The organism is Streptomyces yatensis (assembly GCF_018069625.1).
Classification (GTDB): Bacteria; Actinomycetota; Actinomycetes; order Streptomycetales; family Streptomycetaceae; genus Streptomyces; species Streptomyces yatensis.
This window is the reverse complement of sequence record NZ_CP072941.1, coordinates 2,413,854-2,432,884: the sequence shown is the minus strand read 5'-3', so window position 1 is coordinate 2,432,884 and position 19,031 is coordinate 2,413,854. Positions and strand designations below refer to the sequence as shown.

Annotated in this window: 17 protein-coding genes and 1 pseudogene; 6 read left to right on the top strand and 12 right to left on the bottom strand. The window is 72.2% G+C overall.

What is annotated here, in order from left to right; genetic code table 11:
- The first annotated feature begins 17 nt into the window (after positions 1-17).
- Positions 18-581: an NUDIX hydrolase gene (locus J8403_RS09715; RefSeq protein ID WP_086710837.1), complete on the top strand. Its 564-nt coding sequence runs from the start codon at positions 18-20 to the stop codon at positions 579-581.
- Between the two features lie 24 nt (positions 582-605).
- Here J8403_RS09715 and J8403_RS09710 read toward each other — a convergent pair whose 3' ends face one another.
- Positions 606-863 carry a hypothetical protein gene (locus J8403_RS09710; protein WP_211122818.1) on the bottom strand — a complete coding sequence of 86 codons (258 nt, stop codon included), beginning with the start codon at positions 861-863 and terminating at the stop codon, positions 606-608.
- Between the two features lie 206 nt (positions 864-1,069).
- On the opposite strand from J8403_RS09710, the gene J8403_RS09705 reads away from it, so the two are divergent.
- Positions 1,070-1,882: an MgtC/SapB family protein gene (locus tag J8403_RS09705; protein WP_425519767.1), complete on the top strand. Its 813-nt coding sequence runs from the start codon at positions 1,070-1,072 to the stop codon at positions 1,880-1,882.
- A gap of 409 nt (positions 1,883-2,291) precedes the next feature.
- Here J8403_RS09705 and J8403_RS09700 read toward each other — a convergent pair whose 3' ends face one another.
- The 8 genes from J8403_RS09700 to J8403_RS09665 form a co-directional block, all read right to left on the bottom strand.
- Positions 2,292-2,435: a hypothetical protein gene (locus tag J8403_RS09700; protein WP_211122817.1), complete on the bottom strand. Its 144-nt coding sequence runs from the start codon at positions 2,433-2,435 to the stop codon at positions 2,292-2,294.
- Positions 2,432-2,611, bottom strand: a complete 180-nt coding sequence (locus J8403_RS09695; RefSeq protein ID WP_211122816.1) for a hypothetical protein — start codon at positions 2,609-2,611, stop codon at positions 2,432-2,434. The genes J8403_RS09700 and J8403_RS09695 overlap by 4 nt, the downstream gene beginning before the upstream one ends.
- Complete coding sequence (locus J8403_RS09690) at positions 2,608-3,207, bottom strand: hypothetical protein (RefSeq protein ID WP_246585771.1); 600 nt, start codon at positions 3,205-3,207, stop codon at positions 2,608-2,610. Before J8403_RS09690 ends, J8403_RS09695 begins: the two co-directional genes overlap by 4 nt.
- A 112-nt stretch (positions 3,208-3,319) precedes the next feature.
- Positions 3,320-4,540: a helix-turn-helix domain-containing protein gene (locus tag J8403_RS09685; protein ID WP_211122814.1), complete on the bottom strand. Its 1,221-nt coding sequence runs from the start codon at positions 4,538-4,540 to the stop codon at positions 3,320-3,322.
- 773 nt (positions 4,541-5,313) lie between these two features.
- The gene (locus tag J8403_RS09680; RefSeq protein WP_211122813.1) at positions 5,314-5,604 is read right to left on the bottom strand and encodes a hypothetical protein; all 291 of its coding nucleotides are present in this window, start codon (positions 5,602-5,604) and stop codon (positions 5,314-5,316) included.
- 19 nt (positions 5,605-5,623) lie between these two features.
- Entirely contained in the window at positions 5,624-6,445 is an 822-nt protein-coding gene (locus J8403_RS09675; protein WP_211122812.1) for a methyltransferase domain-containing protein, read from the bottom strand.
- A gap of 408 nt (positions 6,446-6,853) precedes the next feature.
- Positions 6,854-7,711 (bottom strand): 3-hydroxybutyryl-CoA dehydrogenase, encoded by an 858-nt coding sequence (locus J8403_RS09670; RefSeq protein WP_211122811.1) that lies wholly within the window; start codon positions 7,709-7,711, stop codon positions 6,854-6,856.
- 154 nt (positions 7,712-7,865) lie between these two features.
- A complete protein-coding gene (locus tag J8403_RS09665) occupies positions 7,866-10,184 on the bottom strand; it encodes a xyloglucanase (protein ID WP_343245275.1) in 2,319 nt (772 codons plus the stop codon).
- 343 nt (positions 10,185-10,527) lie between these two features.
- Between J8403_RS09665 and J8403_RS09660 the strand changes: the two genes are divergently transcribed.
- Positions 10,528-11,760, top strand: a complete 1,233-nt coding sequence (locus tag J8403_RS09660) for a glycoside hydrolase family 10-like protein (RefSeq protein WP_211122810.1) — start codon at positions 10,528-10,530, stop codon at positions 11,758-11,760.
- 18 nt (positions 11,761-11,778) lie between these two features.
- On the opposite strand, the gene J8403_RS09655 is transcribed toward J8403_RS09660, so the two are convergent.
- Positions 11,779-11,985: a DUF1918 domain-containing protein gene (locus J8403_RS09655; protein ID WP_014056134.1), complete on the bottom strand. Its 207-nt coding sequence runs from the start codon at positions 11,983-11,985 to the stop codon at positions 11,779-11,781.
- 287 nt (positions 11,986-12,272) lie between these two features.
- A pseudogene (locus J8403_RS09650) lies at positions 12,273-13,256 on the bottom strand (DMT family transporter); the annotation flags it as partial.
- Here J8403_RS09650 and J8403_RS09645 point away from each other — a divergent pair.
- On the top strand, positions 13,255-14,709 hold the full coding sequence (locus J8403_RS09645; RefSeq protein WP_211122808.1) for an aminotransferase-like domain-containing protein: 1,455 nt from the start codon (positions 13,255-13,257) through the stop codon (positions 14,707-14,709). The pseudogene J8403_RS09650 and the gene J8403_RS09645 sit on opposite strands and share 2 nt — an antisense overlap.
- 784 nt (positions 14,710-15,493) lie before the next feature.
- Positions 15,494-16,066 (top strand): histidine phosphatase family protein, encoded by a 573-nt coding sequence (locus J8403_RS09640; RefSeq protein WP_211122807.1) that lies wholly within the window; start codon positions 15,494-15,496, stop codon positions 16,064-16,066.
- A gap of 57 nt (positions 16,067-16,123) precedes the next feature.
- Here J8403_RS09640 and J8403_RS09635 read toward each other — a convergent pair whose 3' ends face one another.
- Positions 16,124-16,645: a GNAT family N-acetyltransferase gene (locus tag J8403_RS09635; protein ID WP_211122806.1), complete on the bottom strand. Its 522-nt coding sequence runs from the start codon at positions 16,643-16,645 to the stop codon at positions 16,124-16,126.
- A 131-nt stretch (positions 16,646-16,776) separates the two neighbouring features.
- On the opposite strand from J8403_RS09635, the gene J8403_RS09630 reads away from it, so the two are divergent.
- Positions 16,777-18,996 (top strand): NADP-dependent isocitrate dehydrogenase, encoded by a 2,220-nt coding sequence (locus J8403_RS09630; protein ID WP_211122805.1) that lies wholly within the window; start codon positions 16,777-16,779, stop codon positions 18,994-18,996.
- The last annotated feature ends 35 nt before the right edge of the window (positions 18,997-19,031 follow it).

Sequence of the window (19,031 nt, the reverse complement as noted above, 5' to 3'; positions counted from 1 at the left end):
TCAGCGGGTGGCCCACGATGGCCTCCCGTTTCGACGAAAGGTGGCTGACAGTGCGATGGAAGAACCTCAGGGAGCGGACCGTGTACGAGAACCGATGGTTCCGGGTCAACCTCGCCGATGTCCGGCTCCCCGACGGGCGCCATCTGGACCACTATCTGATCCGGCTCCGCCCCGTGGCCGTGGCCACGGTGGTGAACGCGGCCAACGAGGTGCTGCTGCTGTGGCGCCACCGGTTCATCACCGACGCCTGGGGCTGGGAGCTGGCCGCGGGCGTCGTCGAGGACGGTGAGGACATCGCCGACGCCGCGGCCCGCGAGATGGAGGAGGAGACCGGCTGGCGCCCCGGCCCGCTGCGCCATCTGCTCTCCGTCGAGCCGTCCAACGGGCTCACCGACGCACGGCACCACATCTACTGGGCCGAGGAGGCATCGTACGTCGGGCACCCGGAGGACGACTTCGAGTCGGACCGCCGCGAGTGGGTGCCGCTGAAGATGGTGCCCGACCTGGTCGCACGCGGTGAGGTGCCCGCGGCCAATATGGCGGCGGCGCTGCTGCTGCTCCACCACATCAGGCTCGGGTAGGCCGGGCCGCCGTCCGCACCGGCGCTAGTGTCCCGCTGCCTGCCATATCGCCAGGGCCAGGGCGGTCACCCCGGTCAGGGCGGCGATGGAGGGCAGCGGCCAGCGTCCGTGCTCCAGCATCCGCATCCGTCCGCCCAGTTGGTTCACATCCTCCTCGGCCTGCTCTCCTCGGTGGTCGAGCAGGGCCAGCCGGCCGTCGACGCGGGTGAAGCCCACTTCGACGGTCCGGCGCAGTTCCGTCAGCTCTACGGCTAACGCGGCTTGCTCGGGCTCGGTGGTCACGGGTTGATCCCCTTCCGGATGTAACGTCCGTGCAGTGGTGACGCTCCGAGTCAAGCGCATGCCCAGGTGGTGCGGGAGCGTGTGTGGGGATGGTGTGTGAGTCACCGGCGCACACCCCGTGCGAAAGGCCCTACTCAGCGGGTACTCATGGGGGACGGCGGTCGAGGGGAGGGGCCGTGAGGGGGCGGACAGACCGGATGGATCGGATGGACCGGACAGAAGGGACGGATGTGCGACTGATCGCCGCTCCGATGTGGGAATTCGGTATCGACCAGGGAGTCCGGCAGTTCGCCGAGCTCGGCGTCGCGCTGGTGCTGTCCACCCTGATCGGGCTCGAGAGGGCGGTGCAGCAGAAGAGCGCCGGGCTGCGCACCCACACCCTGGTGGGCGTGGGCAGCGCGCTGTTCATGCAGGTCTCCCAGTACGGCTTCACCGATGTGCTGTTGCGCGACCACGTCGGCCTGGACCCCTCACGGGTGGCGGCGCAGGTCGTCTCCGGTATCGGCTTCATCGGCGGCGGCCTGATCTTCGTCCGGCGCGACGCCGTCCACGGCCTGACCACCGCGGCGACCGTCTGGCTCACCTGTGCGGTGGGCATGGCCTGCGGCGGTGGTCTGGCCCTGCTGGCCACCGCGGTCACCGCGGTGCACTTCCTGGTGATCCGCGGCTATCCGCTGCTCACCCGCCGGCTGCCGGCCCTCTGGTCGGCCGAACGGGTGGAGTTGCAGCTCTCCTACCGAGTGGGCGCCGGGCTGCTGCCACGCGTCCTGGAGCTGTGTACGGCCGCCGGGTACCGGGTGCTGCGGGTCCGGGTGGACCGGGCGCCCTGGAAGGGCCGGGACCGCACCACCCGTATCGTCCGGGCCGAGGAGGAGGCCCGGCCCGCCGATACCGGCGTCGCCGAGGTGCAGCTCGCCCTCGAGGGCACCGGCGACGTCCTCCGGCTGGTCGGGGAGATCTCCGAGCTGGACGGCGTCCTCGGCGCCGACGCCGGCCGCGACCTCGACGACTCGGAGTGACTGCGGCGACTTGGAGTGACGAGGACGGGGCGACGGCGCCCATCACCAAGCTCTGGCCCCTTGGATATGTCGGGCGGAGGCGGCTGACGCCAGAGTGGGTGGTAGTACCCGCGCCCCGGTCGGCGCGACCGAGGCCAACCGCCGCCGGGGGCGGGGGCGGGGGCGGGGCTTGAGACTCGCCCGCCTTCGGGGACACGTGGAGACGAGCGAGCCGGGCCTCGGCAAGCGGGCGGCCGAGGCGGGGGCTTCTCCGTGTGGGACTCCGGCCTCCACGATCCCCATCCGGGGCCGGAGTCCCTGCCCTGCGGTCGACGGCCGCGCCTCGGCAAGCCGACCGGCAGGGGCTTTGGAGGGTGGGCCGCTGGTCGCGCGCTCCAGCGGGGGCCCGGAGCCCAGCAGCCCACCCGGTCTATCGGTACGGGTCGGCCGCGACGCACAGGTAGACCGCGAGCACCACCGACGCGGGAATCGCGCCGAGCAGAAGGCCCAGGCGGGCGGCGCGGAAGGCGAGCAGCGCGGCCCGTACGGCAGGGGTCTGGCGACGGCGCCTCATCCGGGGCCTCCTGCCCGGGCCTGCCGAGTGGCCTCCTCGTGGGCGTGCAACAGCCGCTCACCCTCCGAGCAGACGGCGCCGGGCGTCCGGCAGGCCGGGCAGCCCGCGGCGTGATCGAGGGCCGCCCGCCACGACCCATCGGCGCGCGGGTCGGCGATGGGTTCGGGGGCCGTCATCGGGTCCTGCCTCGGTCGAGGGCGCGGCGCATGGCGGCGGCCTGGGTCATGGCGTCGGCCGCCGGGTAGTCCCGGGCGTGGGTGGGGCAGGCGTAGACGGTGCGGCCGGCGACGCTGCCGCTGTGCGCGATGGCGACCGGGACCGGTTCGTCGGTGGGCAGTTGGCAGCGGTAGCAGAGCTGCCGACCGTCCGGTGTCGGGCCGAGGATCTCCCTGACGGCCCGGGCCAAGGCGTCGTGAAGCAGCCGGGTGTCGGTGAGGCATCGGTCGAGACGGAACGGGACGCGCCAGTACGAGGAGCGGCCAGTAACCCAGGAGGCGGGCGGTACGCCGAGGAGGGTGCCTTCGTCGGCGAGTTCGGTGAGGACGCGGATCTGGCGCACGCACCAGCTACGGGCGGTGTCGATGCCGATCAGCCAGTATGTCTTGCCGTAGGTGTCGTCCTGGATGACGGCGCCGGATCGGTGGCCGATCAGTTCCAGAGCGCGGTCGGCGACAGGGGTGGGCGCGGAGATGGCGTCCCACCATTTGCCCACCGGTAACGCCTCGATGTCGTCGGCGTTCGGCGGCTGCCACGGCAGGTTTCTGGTCGTCATGGTCGGCTCCATGCGCGGTCTGTGTGCTGACCGTCACATCGTGCCGACGAGGCAAGGCCCCGATTTCCCTAAGGTAGGGACACCGGAGCATTGACTCAGCGTGCCGAGTTGGCTACACGCCGCTCCACTGGGCGAATTCGCGCAGCGGCTCAGTCGCCCTCTGCCGCGCCCGCAACAGGGTCCCGACAGTCTGGTGTACCTCGGGGTGGTACCGGGTCAACTGCGGCGCTTTCTCGCGGGCCTGCTCCAGTGAGGCGAGCGCGTCGTCATGACGTGCTGTCCACGCTTCCGCGCTGGCCCGCCGGATCAGGAACCCGGCGACCCTGGTGGGCTGGTACGAGTCGGGCAGCCGCACGTCTCCGGCGACGCGGACGGCGGTCTCGTAATCGTCCTGGAACATCGCGACGTCCAGCCGCCCCAGATTGACGTTCAGTTCCCCGAACGCCAGGGCGTACCGAGACCCGGGCGGCTCCTCCGCCGCGTCCGCAGCCGCTCCGGCTTCGGCCAGCGCCTCGGCCTGACCGAGCCAATCCCCCGCAGCAGCGTGGTCCTTCTGCACCGCGCTGAGCGCCGAGGCGCGCAGCAGCAAGGTGCCCCGCACGGCCATGGTCGCCGGGTCGCCGTCGTCTTCCAGGTCGCGCAGCGCACGCTTCATCAGGGCCACGCCGCGGTCAGGCCGCGACGTCTCGGCGTGGGTGATGACGGCCCGTTCGTACCGCTCAACAGCGACCTGGCGCGGGTCACCGGACTGGGGCGCCGCTACGGCCATGCGCGCCAGGGCGAGCCGGGCCAAGTCCATGTACCCGAGCCGGTACGCGACGATCGCCGTAGTCCGCGCGATCTCGGCCTGGAGGTTGTGCGCTCGCTCGCGGTCCCTGCCCGGCACGGTGTACGTCTGTACGGCGAGAGCCGTATCGGTGATGAGCTCTGGCAGCGCCTCCGCCACCGGACCGAACTTCCCCTGCGCGCGCTTCCTGGCGACGACCTTCGTATCTTCCGCGATGTCGTCCAGCGGGCGTAGCGGCAGATCGTCCTCGGGGGGAATGTCCCACGCGTCCAGCGCGCTGCTGATCGGCGCGAGCAGCCGGTCAAGCTGATCCTTCTGGAGCATGTGGATGTACGGCTGGCCGTGCAGTACGGACAGGGTCACCCCGAGTGCGCGGGCGACCGCCGCCAGGACAGACGGGCTGGCTGGCTGTTCGCCGGTCTCAACTCGGGAGAGCTGGCTGGTGGAGACGTGGGCGCGTCGGCCCAGCTCAGCGAGGGAGAAGTCTCGGATGAGGCGGAATTCGCGGATGCGTGCGCCGATGTGCTTGTCGCTGGTCTCGGGCATACTGACTCCCAATTGCGTGCTGACACTCGCAATGTACCCCTGGTCGGCTCCAGTGGTACGGCCGATCGGCCCCCATTTCGGTGGGGGCCGTCGCGCTTCCTTGACACGACGAAACCCCCTCGCCCGGTCCGAAGATCAGACGAGGGGGCATCTTGTGTCAAAGGCGGCGCCGGTCGGGAGCAAGTGCGGCCGGCGTGGTCGGGCTCGGGTCGGGCTCCGGGGCAGGTGATCCGTTGCGGCGGCAGACGAGGGGCGTTGGGGTCGTCCGGCAGCGGCTGGAGGCTGTACCCGTCCGGGCAGGTCTGCCCGTCCCGCCCATCGGCCCCATTCCGGCCGTCCTTCCCGTCCGCGCCCGGCGGACCCGTGGGTCCCACCGGGGAGTGGGCAGCACAGCAGAGGAGCCCTGCCCGATCTGATCTCGGGTGGGGCTCCCTCGTACGCGCGCGCCCTCAGGGGGCGGAGATTCGAACCCCGCGACCGCCGGACCGGCGCCCGGCTGCTCTGAGCTGACTGAGCTACCCCGCGCGGGCACGCACTCCGCCCGGTATGGCCGTGACCACGGCGCCCACGCGGCGGTTGGGCGGCGCATGGACGAGGCGCAGACAGGGGCGATGATCGAGGAGCCGGGCAAGCGCGAGCCGCCGATCACCCGAGGCGAAGCACGCGCCACCGTGGCGCTGCTGCATCTGCTCTGCGAGCAGGGTGGTCCCGGGGCCGACGCCGCGGTCGAGCCGGCGGCCGGACTCGGCTGCCGGCCCCGCCGAGTGGGCCCCCTACACCGGCAGCGCCTTTCCCCGGTCGCCCAGCCACACCTGCTGACCGGCAGGCGTCACCGTGAGCCCGAACTGCGTGCGGGCCGGGCGACCAGCATCCGCCCACCAGGCGTGGGCCGCCTCGACCTCGGCCCACAGCCGGCGCGGGCCGTGCTGCTGCACGTCGTACTCGACAGCGTCCGGCTCGTAGTCGACCGACGCCCACGACCCGGTGCCCGCGTCGGCGAGCCATAGCGTCCACGCACCGTCAGGCCCCTGGCCCGTAGCCCACTGGCAGCCGGGAACCAGCACTCCGACCGCGAACCAGGCGTCATCGTTGCCGAGGACGTGCGGGTCGAGTCCGGTGTGGCTGTCGGGGGTTTGCCCGGGCGATGGCCATGACGTCCCGCGGCGGTGCCTGTGCCCTCATCCACATAAACGCCGCGTCGTCCACAACCCGGCCGGATGCCACAGGTCCGTCGGGGCAGTGCTCGACGGTGAGCTGGAGGAGCACGCCGTTGCGCAGCGTGGTGCCCCACGGGATCACGATGATCCCGCCCGGCTTGGTCTGCTCGATCCAGGCGCGCGGCACGTCGTGCACGGAGCAGGTCGCAATGAGCCGGTCGTACGGCGCACGCGCCACCCAGCCCTCAGCGCCGTCACCGGTGACCACGGCGGGTGCGTACCCCGCGGTCCTGAGGCTGGCGCGCGCCCGCTCGGCCAGTTCGGCGTCGACCTCCACCGAGGTGACCTGCTCGTCGCCGAGCCGGGCTGCGAGGAGTGCTGCGTTGTAGCCGGTGCCCGCGCCGATCTCCAGTACGCGGTGACCGTCCTCGGCTCGGAGTGCGGCGAGCATGCGGGCGACGATGCGCGGCATGCTCGCCGAGCTGGACGGCGTGCGCGCCACCTCGGCGTCGGGCGGGTCCTCGACCTGGGTTACCAGTGCCTCGTCGGCGTAGGCGAGATGGTCCCACCGGTCGGGGTCGGCGGCTCGGTCGAGGGGCGTGTAGCCGTCGTCGCCGCGGACCCAGATGCGGTCAGGGATGAACCGGGCACGGTCGACGCGCAGAAATGGGCCGCGCCAGTCGGCGGAGAGGTGGCCGCCGTGGCTGAGCATCTGGGTGAGTGCGGCTGGGCCGTTCGCGGTGAGCATGCCGCCTACTTCGGCTGGGGCCTGGGTGGGGTCGGCTGGGCTGGAGGGATGGGCTTGTCGGGCTTGTGCCCGTCGCCTTCGGCTACGTCCGGCTTGCCGCTGTGCTTGCCCATGGCGCTCCCTCGTCTCGTTGAAGTGAGGGCCATGGTGGCGCGGGCTTGGGGTGTGCGGTAGGGCGCACGGGGGCTGGCCTGGGGGTGCGCGCGCCGAGGTGTGGCACCAGGCTGGGCGTATGGCCCGTGCCCCGCATGTCATCGTCCAGATGCGCTCACCCACCGGCGGCCGGACCGTGCGGGTGAACGGCACGATCCTCGGTAGGGGCGGCTGTCCGTGGTCGGGGATGGCCGCCCTACTGATGTCCGCAGAGACCTGCGGGCTACCTCTTCGAGCGGGTGTCAGCGCTGGTCATCAGTACGTGTAGAAGCCCGAGCCCGACTTGCGTCCCATCCGGCCCGCGTCCACCATCCGCAGCAGCAGCGGAGGAGCGGCGTACAGCGGCTCCTTGTACTCGGCGTACATCGAGTCGGCGATCGCCGCGATCGTGTCCAGGCCGATCAGATCGGACAGCTTCAGCGGGCCCATCGGATGGGCACAGCCCATCTCCATGCCGTTGTCGATGTCCTCGCGGCTGGCGATCCCGGACTCGAACATCCGGATGGCGGAGAGCAGATACGGGATGAGCAGCGCGTTGACCACGAACCCCGCGCGGTCCTGCGCGCGGATGGCGTGTTTGTCCAGGACGTCGTGGACCAGCGCCTCGGTGCGCTTGATGGTCTCCTCACCTGTGGTGAGCGCCGGGATCAGCTCCACCAGCGCCTGCACCGGCGCCGGGTTGAAGAAGTGGATGCCGATCACCTGGTCCGGCCGGGAGGTGGCGACGGCCAGCTTGACCAGCGGGATGGAGGAGGTGTTGGAGGCGAGGATCGCGTCCGGGCGGGTCACCACCTGGTCGAGGACCTGGAAGATCTCGGTCTTGACCTGCTCATTCTCGACGACCGCCTCGATCACGAGGTCACGGTCGGCGAATTCCCCCAGGTCGGTGGTGAAGCTCAGCCGGTCCAGCGTCGCGTCGCGCTGCTCCTCGGTGATCTTGCCGCGTTCCGCGGCCTTGCCGAGGGAGTTGGTCAGCCGGGTGCGCCCTATCTCCAGGGCCTCGCCGGTGGTCTCCGCGACCATGACCTCCAGGCCGGATCGGGCGCACACCTCCGCGATGCCCGCGCCCATCTGGCCACAGCCCACCACTCCGACGCGTTCGATGTCGGTCACATCGTGCCTTTCGCTGGTCCAACTGTCCGTTGTGTCGTCCCCCTGTCGCCCCAGACGTTACCCTCCGGTTATCGGCGCGGGGCGGGCCGGGGCCGGGAATCCGGCCCCGGCCCGCCCCCGTCCCCGCCGTGTGCACGGGGCTCTCACACCACGGTCACGAGGCGTCGCCGCGCAGGATGCCGCGGCCGTTGGTGGCCACGTAGACCCGGCCGTAGACCCGTGGGTCGCCGGTGATCGAGGCGCCCGTCCAGCCCCACTGGTGGGCGTCGTCGTTGATCCGGGTCCAGCTCGCCCCGGCGTCGGTGGAGCGGAAGATGCCGCGCACCCCGCCGATCTTCGCGCTGGTGTAGAGCGCCTGGTACGAGGCGCCCGGCGCCGCCTTGCCGAAGCCGATGGTGTCCGCCTGCTGGACGGCGCTCAGCTTGCTGAAGGTCGTGCCGGAGTCCGTGGAGTGCCACAGCCCGTAGGCCCCGGCCGTACTGCCGCCCGCCAGCCAGATGTCGCCCTCGGCGCCCGGCAGCGCCTTGAACCGCACCGGGCCGTCGGCCGGCAGCCCGGAGGACGCCCTGGCGGTGAAGGTGGCGCCCCCGTCGGTGGAGACGTAGAAGGTGCCCGCCTTGAAGCCGTAGAACTTCTTGGGGTTCTTGCGGTCGGACTCCACGACCGCCCCGGCCGGGATGCCGCTCGACGCCGACCACGAGGTGCCGAAACCGGTGGTGTGGTAGACGGCCGAGGTGCCCTCCGGGGCCCAGACGAAGCCGCTGCCGTCGGCCGCCGCGGCCACCGTGCCGCCGCCGGTGACCCCGGACGGCTCGCTGCCCTGGAACCAGTTGGCGCCGTTGTCGGTCGAGAAGGCGATCCGCGGGGCGGAGTCGTTGTTGCCCACCCGGACCACGGTGTTCGCGTTGGTCTCGGCGTAGTCCAGGCTGGTGGTCGTGGTGAACGTCGGCGAGGTGTACATCCTCGCGGGCACCGCGTCGAGATCGGTGTGGCGGAAGCCCCCGATGTCACCGAGCGCGCTGAGCAGCGGGGCGCCGGTGGGCGGGCTGGCCAGATCGTTGACCGCCGTCTCCTCCAGGCCCTTGACCATGGGGGTGATGGTGATGGTGCCGCCCGTGTCCCAGTTCGCGAGGTTCTCCGTGCCGTAGACCATCGCGCCGGTGCCGTACATCATCCGGCGGGAGTCGAACGGGTCGATCTCCAGCGCCTCGGTCATCCAGCCCAGCTTCGGGGTCACTTCGGGCGGGGAGGGGTTGGCGCCGAAGGTCAGCCAGGGGACGGATGAGACGTCCTGGGTGTAGCGGAGGGACCGGTTGGGATAGCTGGTGAAGTCCCAGGCCCGGGTCCAGGTGGCGCCGGAGTCGGTGGAGCGGAAGATCTGGGTGTCCGGCCACCAGGAGCTGTAGCCGGTCACCATCAGCGTGCCGGGCCTTTGCCGGTCCACCGTGAGCCCGCTGTAGCCGAAGTAGGTGTCGGCGTCCGTCATGGGGCTGATGTTCTTCCACTCCCCGGTGGCCGTGGTGTACCGCCACACCTGGCCCTTCTCCCCGTCGTACGGGCCGCCCTTGTCGCTGGTGGTCAGGTACAGAAAGCCGTTCTTCGTATCGAGGACGCCCTTGTGGGAGAGGTAGCCGGTCGGCTGCCCGGCCACCCGCGACCAGGTGGCGCCCGCGTCCGTCGAGCGGTAGACGGTGTTGTTCTTGTCGGCCACGCCCACGTAGACGGTCTTCGTCGCGCTGCCGGAAGAACCGGTGCGCTCGTCGAAGGTCACCCACACCACGCCCTGGTTGTCGCTCAGATAGCCGCTGGTGTCGCTCGCGTCCTGGACGTAGGTGCCGGGATTGGGGAAGGACGTCACCTTCGACCAGGTGACCCCGGAGTCGGTGGAGCGCCACAGCCCGTTGCCGCTCGGCGCGCCGAGGTAGAGCACGCTGTTCCTGTTCGGGTCGACCGCCAGCCGTTCCCCCATGCCGCGGCCGGGCATATTGCCGCCCAGCTTGAAGGGGAGGGTGGTGGACTGCCAGCTCGCGCCCCGGTCGGACGAGCGCAGGATGGCGCCGTTGCCCGGGTCCCAGCTGTTGGTGTACGTACCGGCCGCCACATAGACCTTGTCGGGATCCACGGAGTCGCTGGCCAGGCTCACCACCCCGGTCCAGCCCCAGTGGTCCCAGTCCAGCGAGTCCAGCAGCGGCACCCACCGCTTGCCGGACTGGTCCCAGCGGTACGCCCCGCCGATATCGGTGCGGGCGTAGGCGAGGTTCCGCTCCTTGCGGTTGAAGACGATGCCGGGGACGAAGCCGCCGCCGTCCACGCGGACGTTCTTCCAGGTGGCGGCGTCGGCCTGGGCGGTGGCCCGGGCGGGGGGCGGTTCGGGACGGGCCGCCGCGGGGGAGGCGGCGGTGGTGAGTAAGCCGCCGACGAGTGCCAGCGCGGCCATGAGCGCGCCGAGCGGTCTGCTGCCTTTGCTGCGCACGGGAACTTCCTCTCCGGACGTGGGGGTGGTGAGGGGTACGGGCCCTGCGGGCCGGCTGTTTGGGAGCGCTCCCATGCGTGCGTCATCCGATGCTAGCGGCCGGATGGCCGTGCGAGAAGGGTGAAGTCAAGCGCTACTCAAGGGGTGTTGGGCTTCCGCGGCCGGGATTCGCGATAGGCATTGCCGGGTGCCCCACAAGGGCCCCATCATCAGCGGGAGTTGCCTCCTCCGGCGCGCTGCCTTGCCGGGGCCGGAAGGGAGACGGCCTCCTGAGGCCACGGTCCCGGCCGGTGGTGGGCGGCGGCGCTACGTTGGCGACACGACCGAGGCGAGGAGTTTGGGCATGGGTCCGATCACGCGCAGAAGTCTGACGGTGGCGGCCGCCGGAGCCCTGGCCGCCACCGTCACGGCGGGGGACGCGCTGGCGGAGGGGCGGGGCGGCGAGCACCGGCCCGAGTTCCGCGGGATGTGGCTGGCCACCGTGGCCAACCGCGACTGGCCGTCCAAACCCGGCCTCACCGCGGACGCGCAGCGGGCCGAGCTGCTGAGCTTCCTCGACACCGCCGTACGCCGCCGGCTCAACGCGGTGGTCTTCCAGGTGCGGCCGACGGCGGACGCGCTGTGGCCCTCACCGTACGAGCCGTGGGCCGAATGCCTCACCGGCGTCCAGGGCCGGGACCCGGGCTGGGACCCGCTGGGCACCGCCGTGCGCGAGGCGCACCGGCGCGGCCTCGAACTGCACGCCTGGTTCAACCCGTACCGGATCGCCAACCACACCGACCCCTCCCGGCTGATCCCCACCCATCCGGCCCGGGTGCACCCCGAGTGGGTCGTGCCGTACGGCGGGAAGCTCTACTACAACCCCGGGCTGCCCGAGGTCCGCCGCTTCGTCCAGGACGCCATGCTGGACGCGGTCGCGCGCTATGACATCGACGCCGTCCACTGGGACGACTACTTCTACCCCTATCCGGTGGCCGGCCAGGTCTTCGACGACGACGCGGCCTACGCGCGCTACGGCGCGGGCTTCCCGGACCGGGCGTCCTGGCGGCGCGACAACATCGACCGGCTGGTGTACGAGACGGCCGTGCGCGTCAAGCGGCTGAAGCGGCGGGTGCGGTTCGGCATCAGCCCCTTCGGCGTCTGGCGCAACCAGGCCACCGACCCGCTCGGCTCCGCCACCACGGCGGGGGTGCAGACCTACGACGACCTCTACGCGGACACCCGCGCCTGGGTGCGGCGGGGATGGCTGGACTACATCGTCCCGCAGGTCTACTGGAACATCGGCTTCGCCGCCGCCGACTACGCCGCGCTCGTCCCGTGGTGGTCGGAGGTGGTCCGGGGCACCGGGGTGAACCTCTACATCGGCGAGGCGCTCTACAAGGCGGGCGATCCGGCGCAGCCCGCGCCCTGGCAGGACCCGGCGGAGCTGTCCCGGCACCTCACCTTCGACCAGGGCTTTCCGCAGGTGCGCGGCAATGTGTACTTCTCGGCCAAGGAAGTGGCCGCCGACCGCAACGGCGCCATGGCGCGTGTGGTCGCCGACCACTATCCCCATCGTGTCCGTCCGCCCCGCTGAGCCGGGGACCCGGGCCGGCTAACGCTGCCCGGGCCCGGCGGCCAGGTGGCGGACGACCGAGTCGGGCCCGGGGGAGAACAGGCACTCGTGTCCGTCGTCCTCGTAACGCACGCGGTAGGGCGGTTCCCCGTCGGTCCCGAGCACTTCGATGATCTCCGCTACACGATCGTGAATCCCGACAACCCTGCCGTGCACCAGCAGCTTGTCGCCTACGGTCGCCTCCATGTGCGTGACCTCCTGTCCGCTGGAGGGCAATGGGATCTGCTGAGGGCAATGCGATCCCTGAGGCCAGTCTATGGCTGGTTGTCCTGGTTTGCTCCCGCCGGGGGACGAATCCGGTCCCCCGCTTCGGGGACCAGGCCCGCCGCTTCGGGGATGCGGTCCGCTGTTTCGGGAGCCTGGTCCGCCGCTTCGGGGATCCGGTCCGCCGCTTCGGGGTTCCGGTCCGCCACCGTGGGCTCCTGTGCCCGGCTCGCCGCCGCCGGGGTCCGTACGGACCTCGCCGCCGGGACCCGGGCCCGCTGCGTCACCCCGATGCACACCAGCACCGCCACGGCGGCGATCGGGGCGGCGGGGGTCAGCTTCTCGCCCAGGAGCAGCACCGACCACACCAAGGTGAGCAGCGGCTGGGCCAGTTGGAGCTGACTGGCCCTGGCCACCCCGATGGCGGCCATGCCCCGGTACCAGACCACCAGGCCCACGAACTGCGAGCCCACCGCGAGCCACAGCAGTCCGGCCACCGCGCGGCCGCCGAGGTGGACGTCCTCGGCCGACAGCGCGAGCACCGCGCCCGGCCCCGACAGTGGCAGACAGCCCACCAGCGCCCAGCCGATCACCTGCCAGCCCGGCATATGGGCGGCCAGCCGGCCGCCTTCGGTATAGCCCGCCGCGCACACCAGCAGCGCGCCGAACAGATACAGATCGCCGGTGGTGAGCGCGCCGCCGCTCTGCTGCACCGCGAAGGCGATCACCACCGCGGCCCCGGCCAGCGCCGCCGCCCAGAACGTCCGCGAGGGCCGCACCCCGGTGCGTACGGCGGACAGGGCGGCGGTGGTGAGCGGCAGCAGGCCGACCACCACCGCCGCATGTGCCGTGGTGGAGGTCTGCAGGGCGAGCGTGGTCAGCAGCGGGAAGCCCACGACGACCCCGGCCGCCACCATCAGCAGCCCCGGCCAGTGGCGGCGGTCCGGCACCGGCACCCGCAGGGCGGCCAGCGCGCCGCCCGCGATCAGCGCGGCGAGCACCACTCGGCAGGTGGTCACCGTCCAGGGGCCGAGGCCGGTGAGCGCCCAGGCGGTGCCGGGGAAGGTCAGGGAGAAGGCGGCCACGCCGAGCAGGGCGAGCACGGTGCCGGTGCGGGCGGCGGACGGTGACGGGGAGTTGTCCCGGGCCCGGGCGGTGTCGTCCGGGCCCCGCGCGGTGTCGTCCCGGCCCCTGCGGGGGCCGCCGCTCACCGCTATCGCACTGTCATCAGTAGCGCTATCCTGTGCTGTCATGGAACAGCGTAGCAGTGTGGCCGAACTCGCGAAATCGCTGCGGAAGGAGCTGGACCGCTACTCACCCGGCGAGAAGCTGCCGTCCAGTCGTGCGCTGGTCGAACGCCACCGGGTGAGCCCGGTCACCGTCTCCCGCGCCCTCGCCGCCCTCGCCGCCGAAGGGCTGGTGGTCACCCGGCCCGGCGCCGGTGCCTTCCGCGCCGACCGCCCCGGGGCCGGGGCGCCCCGGCCGGGCGACACCTCCTGGCAGGAGGTCGCGCTGAGCGTGGAGACGGCAGGCGAGCCGGTGCGGCGTTCGGTGGACGCCTCGGGCGTCCTGGCCACGCTCGCCGCCCCACCGCCCGGGATCCTGGAGTTCAACAACGGCTATCTGCACTCCTCGCTCCAGCCGGAGCGGGCGCTGTCCGCCGCCCTGGCCCGTGCCGGACGGCGGCCCGGGGCATGGGACCGCCCGCCGGTGGAGGGGCTCCCCGAGCTGCGCGCCTGGTTCGCCCGCGAGATCGGCGGGCCGGGCGGAACCCTCGGCGCCGCCGACGTACTGATCACCGCGGGCGGCCAGTCCGCGCTCACCTGCGCGCTGCGCGCCCTCGCCCCGCCCGGCGCGCCCGTCCTCGTGGAATCCCCGACCTACCCCGGGGTGCTCGCCGCCGCCCGCGCCTCCGGGCTGCGCCCCGTCCCGGTGCCGGTGGACTCCGAGGGGGTCCGGCCCGAGCTGCTCGCCGAGGCGCTGCGGGCGACCGGCGCCCGGGTCTTCGTCTGCCAGCCGCTGTTCCAGAACCCCACCGGGGCGATGCTCGCTTCCGAGCGGCGCCGCGAGGTGATCCGGATCGCCCGTGAGGCGGGCGCGTTCGTGGTCGAGGACGACTTCGCCCGCCGGCTCGTCCACGAGGACGCGCCCCCGCTGGCCCCCACGCTCGCCGCCGACGACCCCGACGGGGTGGTGGTCCATGTGTGCTCGCTCACCAAGCCCACCTCGCCCAGCCTGCGGGTGGGCGCGCTCGCCGCCCGCGGCCCCGCGCTGGGGCGGCTGCGCGCGATCCAGGTGGTCGACAGCTTCTTCGTGCCCCGCCCGCTCCAGGAGGCCGCCCTGGAACTGGTCGGCGCCCCCTCCTGGCCCCGCCATCTGCGCAACGTCGCCGCCGAGTTGCGCACCCGCCGCGAGGTGCTCGTCACCGCGGTACGGCGCGAACTGCCCGCCCTGGAGCTGCGCTATGTCCCGCCCGGCGGCTACCACCTCTGGCTGCGGCTGCCCCAGGGCACCGACGAGACCGCGCTGGACGCCGCCGCGCTGCGTGCCGGGGTCGCCGTCGCCCCCGGCGGCCCGTACTTCTGCGCCGAACCGCCCGCGCCGCATGTGCGGCTGAGCTTCGCGTCGGTGGCGGGTGTCGGCGAACTGGCGGAGGGGGTGCGGCGGTTGCGCACCGCGTGGGACGAGGTGCTCGGGCGGGCGTAGCGGTGCCCGGCGACTCCTGCCGCCTGCGGCGGGCTGTTCCCCACCCCGCCCCTTCCCGAAACCGGGGCTCCGCCCCAGACCCCGAGCCGGGGCTTCGCCCCAGACCCCGAAACCGGGGCTCCGCGCCAGACCCCGAGCCGGGGCTTCGCCCCAGACCCCGAAACCGGGGCTCCGCGCCAGACCCCGAGCCGGGGCTTCGCCCCAGACCCCGAAACCGGGGCTCCGCGCCAGACCCCGCACCGGGGCTTCGCCCCAGACCCCCGGGACCGGGGCTTCGCCCCAGACCCCGCACCGGGGCTCTGCTTCAGGCCCTGGGCCGGGGTTCCGCTCCAGGCCCCGGGGTCGGGGTTCCGTCCCAGGCCTCGGGTCGGGGCTCTGCGCTATGCCCTGGGTCGGGGTTCCGCTCCCGGCCCCGGATCGGGGTTCCGCTTCAGGCCCCGGGTCGGGGCTCTGCTCCCGGCCCCGGGTCGGGGCTTCGCCCCAGACCCCGCACCGGGGCTCTGCCCCAAACTCCGAGCCGGGGCTCCGCCTCACACCCCGAAACCGGGGCTCCGCCCCACACCCCGGGGTCCAGGGGCGGAGCCCCTGCCACGCGGCGGGGCCGCACAGCGGCGCGGTTCCGCGTCCCTTCGGGGCGGCCGCATTCTGCTCGCCACCCGCGATGCGCACGGTGTTCATGAGACGGCCGCTTCGAGCCGCCCGGTGACCCGGCGCACACCGAAAGGCGCTGCTCTTCTGCTGGTTACGGGTCCTGGAGCCGTGGCCGTGACCGTACGATGCCGGGATGACGTTTCGGCTGACGCTGGTCGCCGCCGGTCGCAGTTCCTCCCGGCTGGGGGAGCGCTTCGGTGACGACCGGCCGCTGGATCCGGAGGGCCGGCTCGCCGCCGAGCGCGCGGCCCCCGCGCTCGTACCGTTGGCCGCGGCGGAGCTGCGCTACTGCTCGCCGTCGGCCCGCAGCCGGGAGACCGGCGATGCGCTGGGCTTCACCCCGCTGGTCCAACTCGCCCTGCGCGACTGCGACATGGGCCGCTGGGCGGGCCGCTCCCTCGCCGATGTGATGGCGCGCGAACCGAAGGAGGTGGACGCCTGGCTCGGCGATCCGCGCTCGGTTCCGCACGGCGGGGAGTCGCTGCATGCGTTCATCATGCGGATCGGCGGTTGGCTGGACACCCGCCCGGCCGAGGACAACGCCAAGATGGTGGCCGTCGCCGACCCCGGGGTGGTCCGTGCCGCCCTGATGTACGCCATCAAGGCGCCGCCGCACTGCTACTGGAACGTCGACATACGCCCGCTCTCCACCGTCACCCTCACCGGCCGGGCGGGCGAGTGGCGGCTGCGGGTGGACGGGGTGTGAGGGGCGCGCGTGGACGGGGTGTGAGGGGCGCGCGTGGACGGGGTGTGACAGCGGCGCTCATGGGGCCTCCGTGAGTTCCTCGGCCAGCAGATCCATCAGGAGGCCGTCGTGCCACGCACCGTCGGGGCCGCGCTCGTAGGACCGCATGAGGCCGACGGGCCGGAAGCCGACCTTGCCGTAGCAGCGGATCGCGGCGGCGTTGTCCGCCGCCGGGTCGATCACGATCCGGTGGTGGCCGTGGTCGGTGATCAGATGGCGGGCCAGGGTGCGTACAGCGTCGGTGCCCAGCCCCCGCCCGTGCACCGCCGGGTCCAGATAGATGTCGATGCTGGCGTGCCGGTAGTCCGGCTCGGTCTCGGCCGCCCACTGGATCATGCCGATCACCGCGCCCCCGTACTCGATGCTCAGATGCTCGGCGCCGGATTCGGCCAGGTCCTCGCGCACCGCCGCCACCAGGTCCCCGCCGCCCCGCCAGCGCTCGTAGACCTCGGGCTTCGCGCGGATCGCGGCCAGGACGGGGACATCGGAGGGGTCGGTGGGGCGCAGCACCACCTGTGCGCCCCGCAAGGTCGTCGGCATGGACGGGACGATCCCAGGAAGCGCGGGCGGTGGCCAGGGCGCGTCGTTCTGCCCAGGGCCCTTTCGGGAAAGCACCCGGCACCAGATATCTTGATGTCGAGCAATGTTGCAGACGTGGAGCGGAGCACCCGGTGACTGACTCGACCATCATCTATACGCACACGGACGAGGCCCCTGCCCTCGCGACGTACTCGTTCCTGCCGGTGATCGAGGCATACGCCTCGACGGCCGGGGTCACCGTGGAGAGCCGGGACATCTCCCTGGCGGGACGGATCATCGCCCAGTTCCCGGAGCACCTCGAAGAGGGCCAGCGCATCCCCGACGCGCTCGCCGAGCTCGGTGACCTTGCCAAGACCCCTGAAGCCAACATCATCAAGCTGCCGAACATCTCGGCCTCGATCCCGCAGCTGAAGGCCGCGGTCGCCGAGCTGCAGGAGCAGGGCTACGCGCTGCCGGACTACCCGGACGACCCGAAGACCGACGAGGAGCGGGAGATCCGCGCCCGTTACGACAAGGTCAAGGGCTCCGCCGTGAACCCGGTGTTGCGCGAGGGCAACTCCGACCGCCGCGCCCCCGCCTCGGTGAAGAACTACGCCAGGGCGAACCCGCACCGCATGGGCGCCTGGTCGGCCGATTCCAAGACCAATGTGGCCCACATGGACACCGACGACTTCCGCTCCACCGAGAAGTCCACCGTGATCCAGGAGGCCGGTTCGCTGCGCATCGAGCTGGCGGGCGACGACGGCTCCACCACGGTGCTGCGCGAGTCGGTGCCGGTGCTTGCGGGCGAGGTCGTGGACGCCTCCGTGATGCGCGTGGCGGCGCTGCGCGAGTTCCTCTCGGCGCAGGTCGGCCGCGCCAAGGCGGAGGGCGTGCTGTTCTCGCTGCACCTGAAGGCCACGATGATGAAGGTCTCCGACCCGATCGTCTTCGGCCACGCCGTACGGGCCTTCTTCCCCAAGACCTTCGCCGAGCACGGTGAGGCCCTGGCCGCCGCCGGGCTGACCCCGAACGACGGTCTGGGCGGCATCCTCAAGGGCCTGGAGGCCCTGCCCGAGGGCGCGGCGATCAAGGCGTCCTTCGACGCCGAGCTGGCCGAGGGCCCGGAGCTGGCCATGGTCGACTCCGACCGCGGCATCACCAACCTGCATGTGCCGTCCGACGTCATCGTCGACGCCTCCATGCCGGCCATGATCCGCACCTCCGGCCACATGTGGGGCCCGGACGGCGAGGAGCACGACACCCTCGCGGTGATCCCGGACAGCAGCTACGCCGGGATCTACCAGGCCGTCCTCGACGACTGCCGCGCCAACGGCGCCTTCGACCCGGCCACCATGGGCTCGGTGCCCAACGTGGGCCTGATGGCGCAGAAGGCCGAGGAGTACGGCAGCCACGACAAGACCTTCGAGATCCCGACCACGGGCACCGTCCGCGTCCTGGACGAGGCGGGCAACGCGGTCATCGAGCAGGTCGTCGGCGCCGGTGACATCTTCCGGATGTGCCAGACCAAGGACGTGCCGATCAAGGACTGGGTCAAGCTGGCCGTCTCCCGCGCCCGCGCCACCGGCGACCCGGCCGTCTTCTGGCTCGACGAGGGCCGGGCGCACGACGCCAACCTCATCGAGAAGGTCAAGGCGTACCTGCCCGAGCACGACACCGAGGGTCTGGACATCAAGATCCTCTCGCCGGTCGACGCGATCAAGCTCTCCCTGGAGCGGATCCGCCGCGGCGAGAACACGATCTCGGTCACCGGCAACGTCCTGCGTGACTACCTGACCGACCTGTTCCCGATCCTGGAGCTGGGCACCAGCGCCAAGATGCTCTCGGTCGTCCCGCTGATCAACGGCGGCGGTCTCTTCGAGACCGGGGCGGGCGGCTCGGCACCCAAGCACGTCCAGCAGCTGGTCAAGGAGAACTACCTGCGCTGGGACAGCCTGGGCGAGTTCCTCGCCCTCGCGGTCAGCTTCGAGCACCTCGCGCAGAAGACGGGCAACGCGCGGGCCCAGGTCCTCGCCGACACCCTCGACCGGGCGACCGGCACCTTCCTCGCCGAGAACAAGTCGCCCAGCCGCCGCGTCGGCGGGATCGACAACCGCGGCAGCCACTTCTACCTGGCCCTGTACTGGGCCCAGGAGCTGGCCCGGCAGACCGACGACGCCGCCCTGGCCAAGGCGTTCGCCCAGCTCGCCGAGGTGCTCACCGCCCAGGAGCAGACGATCGTCGACGAGCTGATCGCCGTCCAGGGCTCCCCGGCCGACATCGGCGGCTACTACCAGCCCGACCCGGCCAAGGCCGCGGCCGTCATGCGCCCGTCCGCGACCCTCAACCAGGCCCTCGCCACCCTCGGCTGACGCCCCGGCGGCACCGCGGCGCCCCGGCCGGTACC

What these genes read in the sequence shown, in the direction of transcription:
- J8403_RS09715 (WP_086710837.1), top strand. Translation starts at nt 18, where the DNA reads ATGGCCTCCCGTTTCGACGAAAGGTGGCTGACAGTGCGATGGAAGAAC.
- J8403_RS09705 (WP_425519767.1), top strand. Translation starts at nt 1,070, where the DNA reads ATGGACCGGACAGAAGGGACGGATGTGCGACTGATCGCCGCTCCGATG.
- J8403_RS09700 (WP_211122817.1), bottom strand. Translation starts at nt 2,435, where the DNA reads ATGAGGCGCCGTCGCCAGACCCCTGCCGTACGGGCCGCGCTGCTCGCC.
- J8403_RS09695 (WP_211122816.1), bottom strand. Translation starts at nt 2,611, where the DNA reads ATGACGGCCCCCGAACCCATCGCCGACCCGCGCGCCGATGGGTCGTGG.
- J8403_RS09690 (WP_246585771.1), bottom strand. Translation starts at nt 3,207, where the DNA reads ATGACGACCAGAAACCTGCCGTGGCAGCCGCCGAACGCCGACGACATC.
- J8403_RS09685 (WP_211122814.1), bottom strand. Translation starts at nt 4,540, where the DNA reads ATGCCCGAGACCAGCGACAAGCACATCGGCGCACGCATCCGCGAATTC.
- J8403_RS09675 (WP_211122812.1), bottom strand. Translation starts at nt 6,445, where the DNA reads ATGCTCACCGCGAACGGCCCAGCCGCACTCACCCAGATGCTCAGCCAC.
- J8403_RS09660 (WP_211122810.1), top strand. Translation starts at nt 10,528, where the DNA reads ATGGGTCCGATCACGCGCAGAAGTCTGACGGTGGCGGCCGCCGGAGCC.
- J8403_RS09655 (WP_014056134.1), bottom strand. Translation starts at nt 11,985, where the DNA reads ATGGAGGCGACCGTAGGCGACAAGCTGCTGGTGCACGGCAGGGTTGTC.
- J8403_RS09645 (WP_211122808.1), top strand. Translation starts at nt 13,255, where the DNA reads ATGGAACAGCGTAGCAGTGTGGCCGAACTCGCGAAATCGCTGCGGAAG.
- J8403_RS09640 (WP_211122807.1), top strand. Translation starts at nt 15,494, where the DNA reads ATGACGTTTCGGCTGACGCTGGTCGCCGCCGGTCGCAGTTCCTCCCGG.
- J8403_RS09635 (WP_211122806.1), bottom strand. Translation starts at nt 16,645, where the DNA reads ATGCCGACGACCTTGCGGGGCGCACAGGTGGTGCTGCGCCCCACCGAC.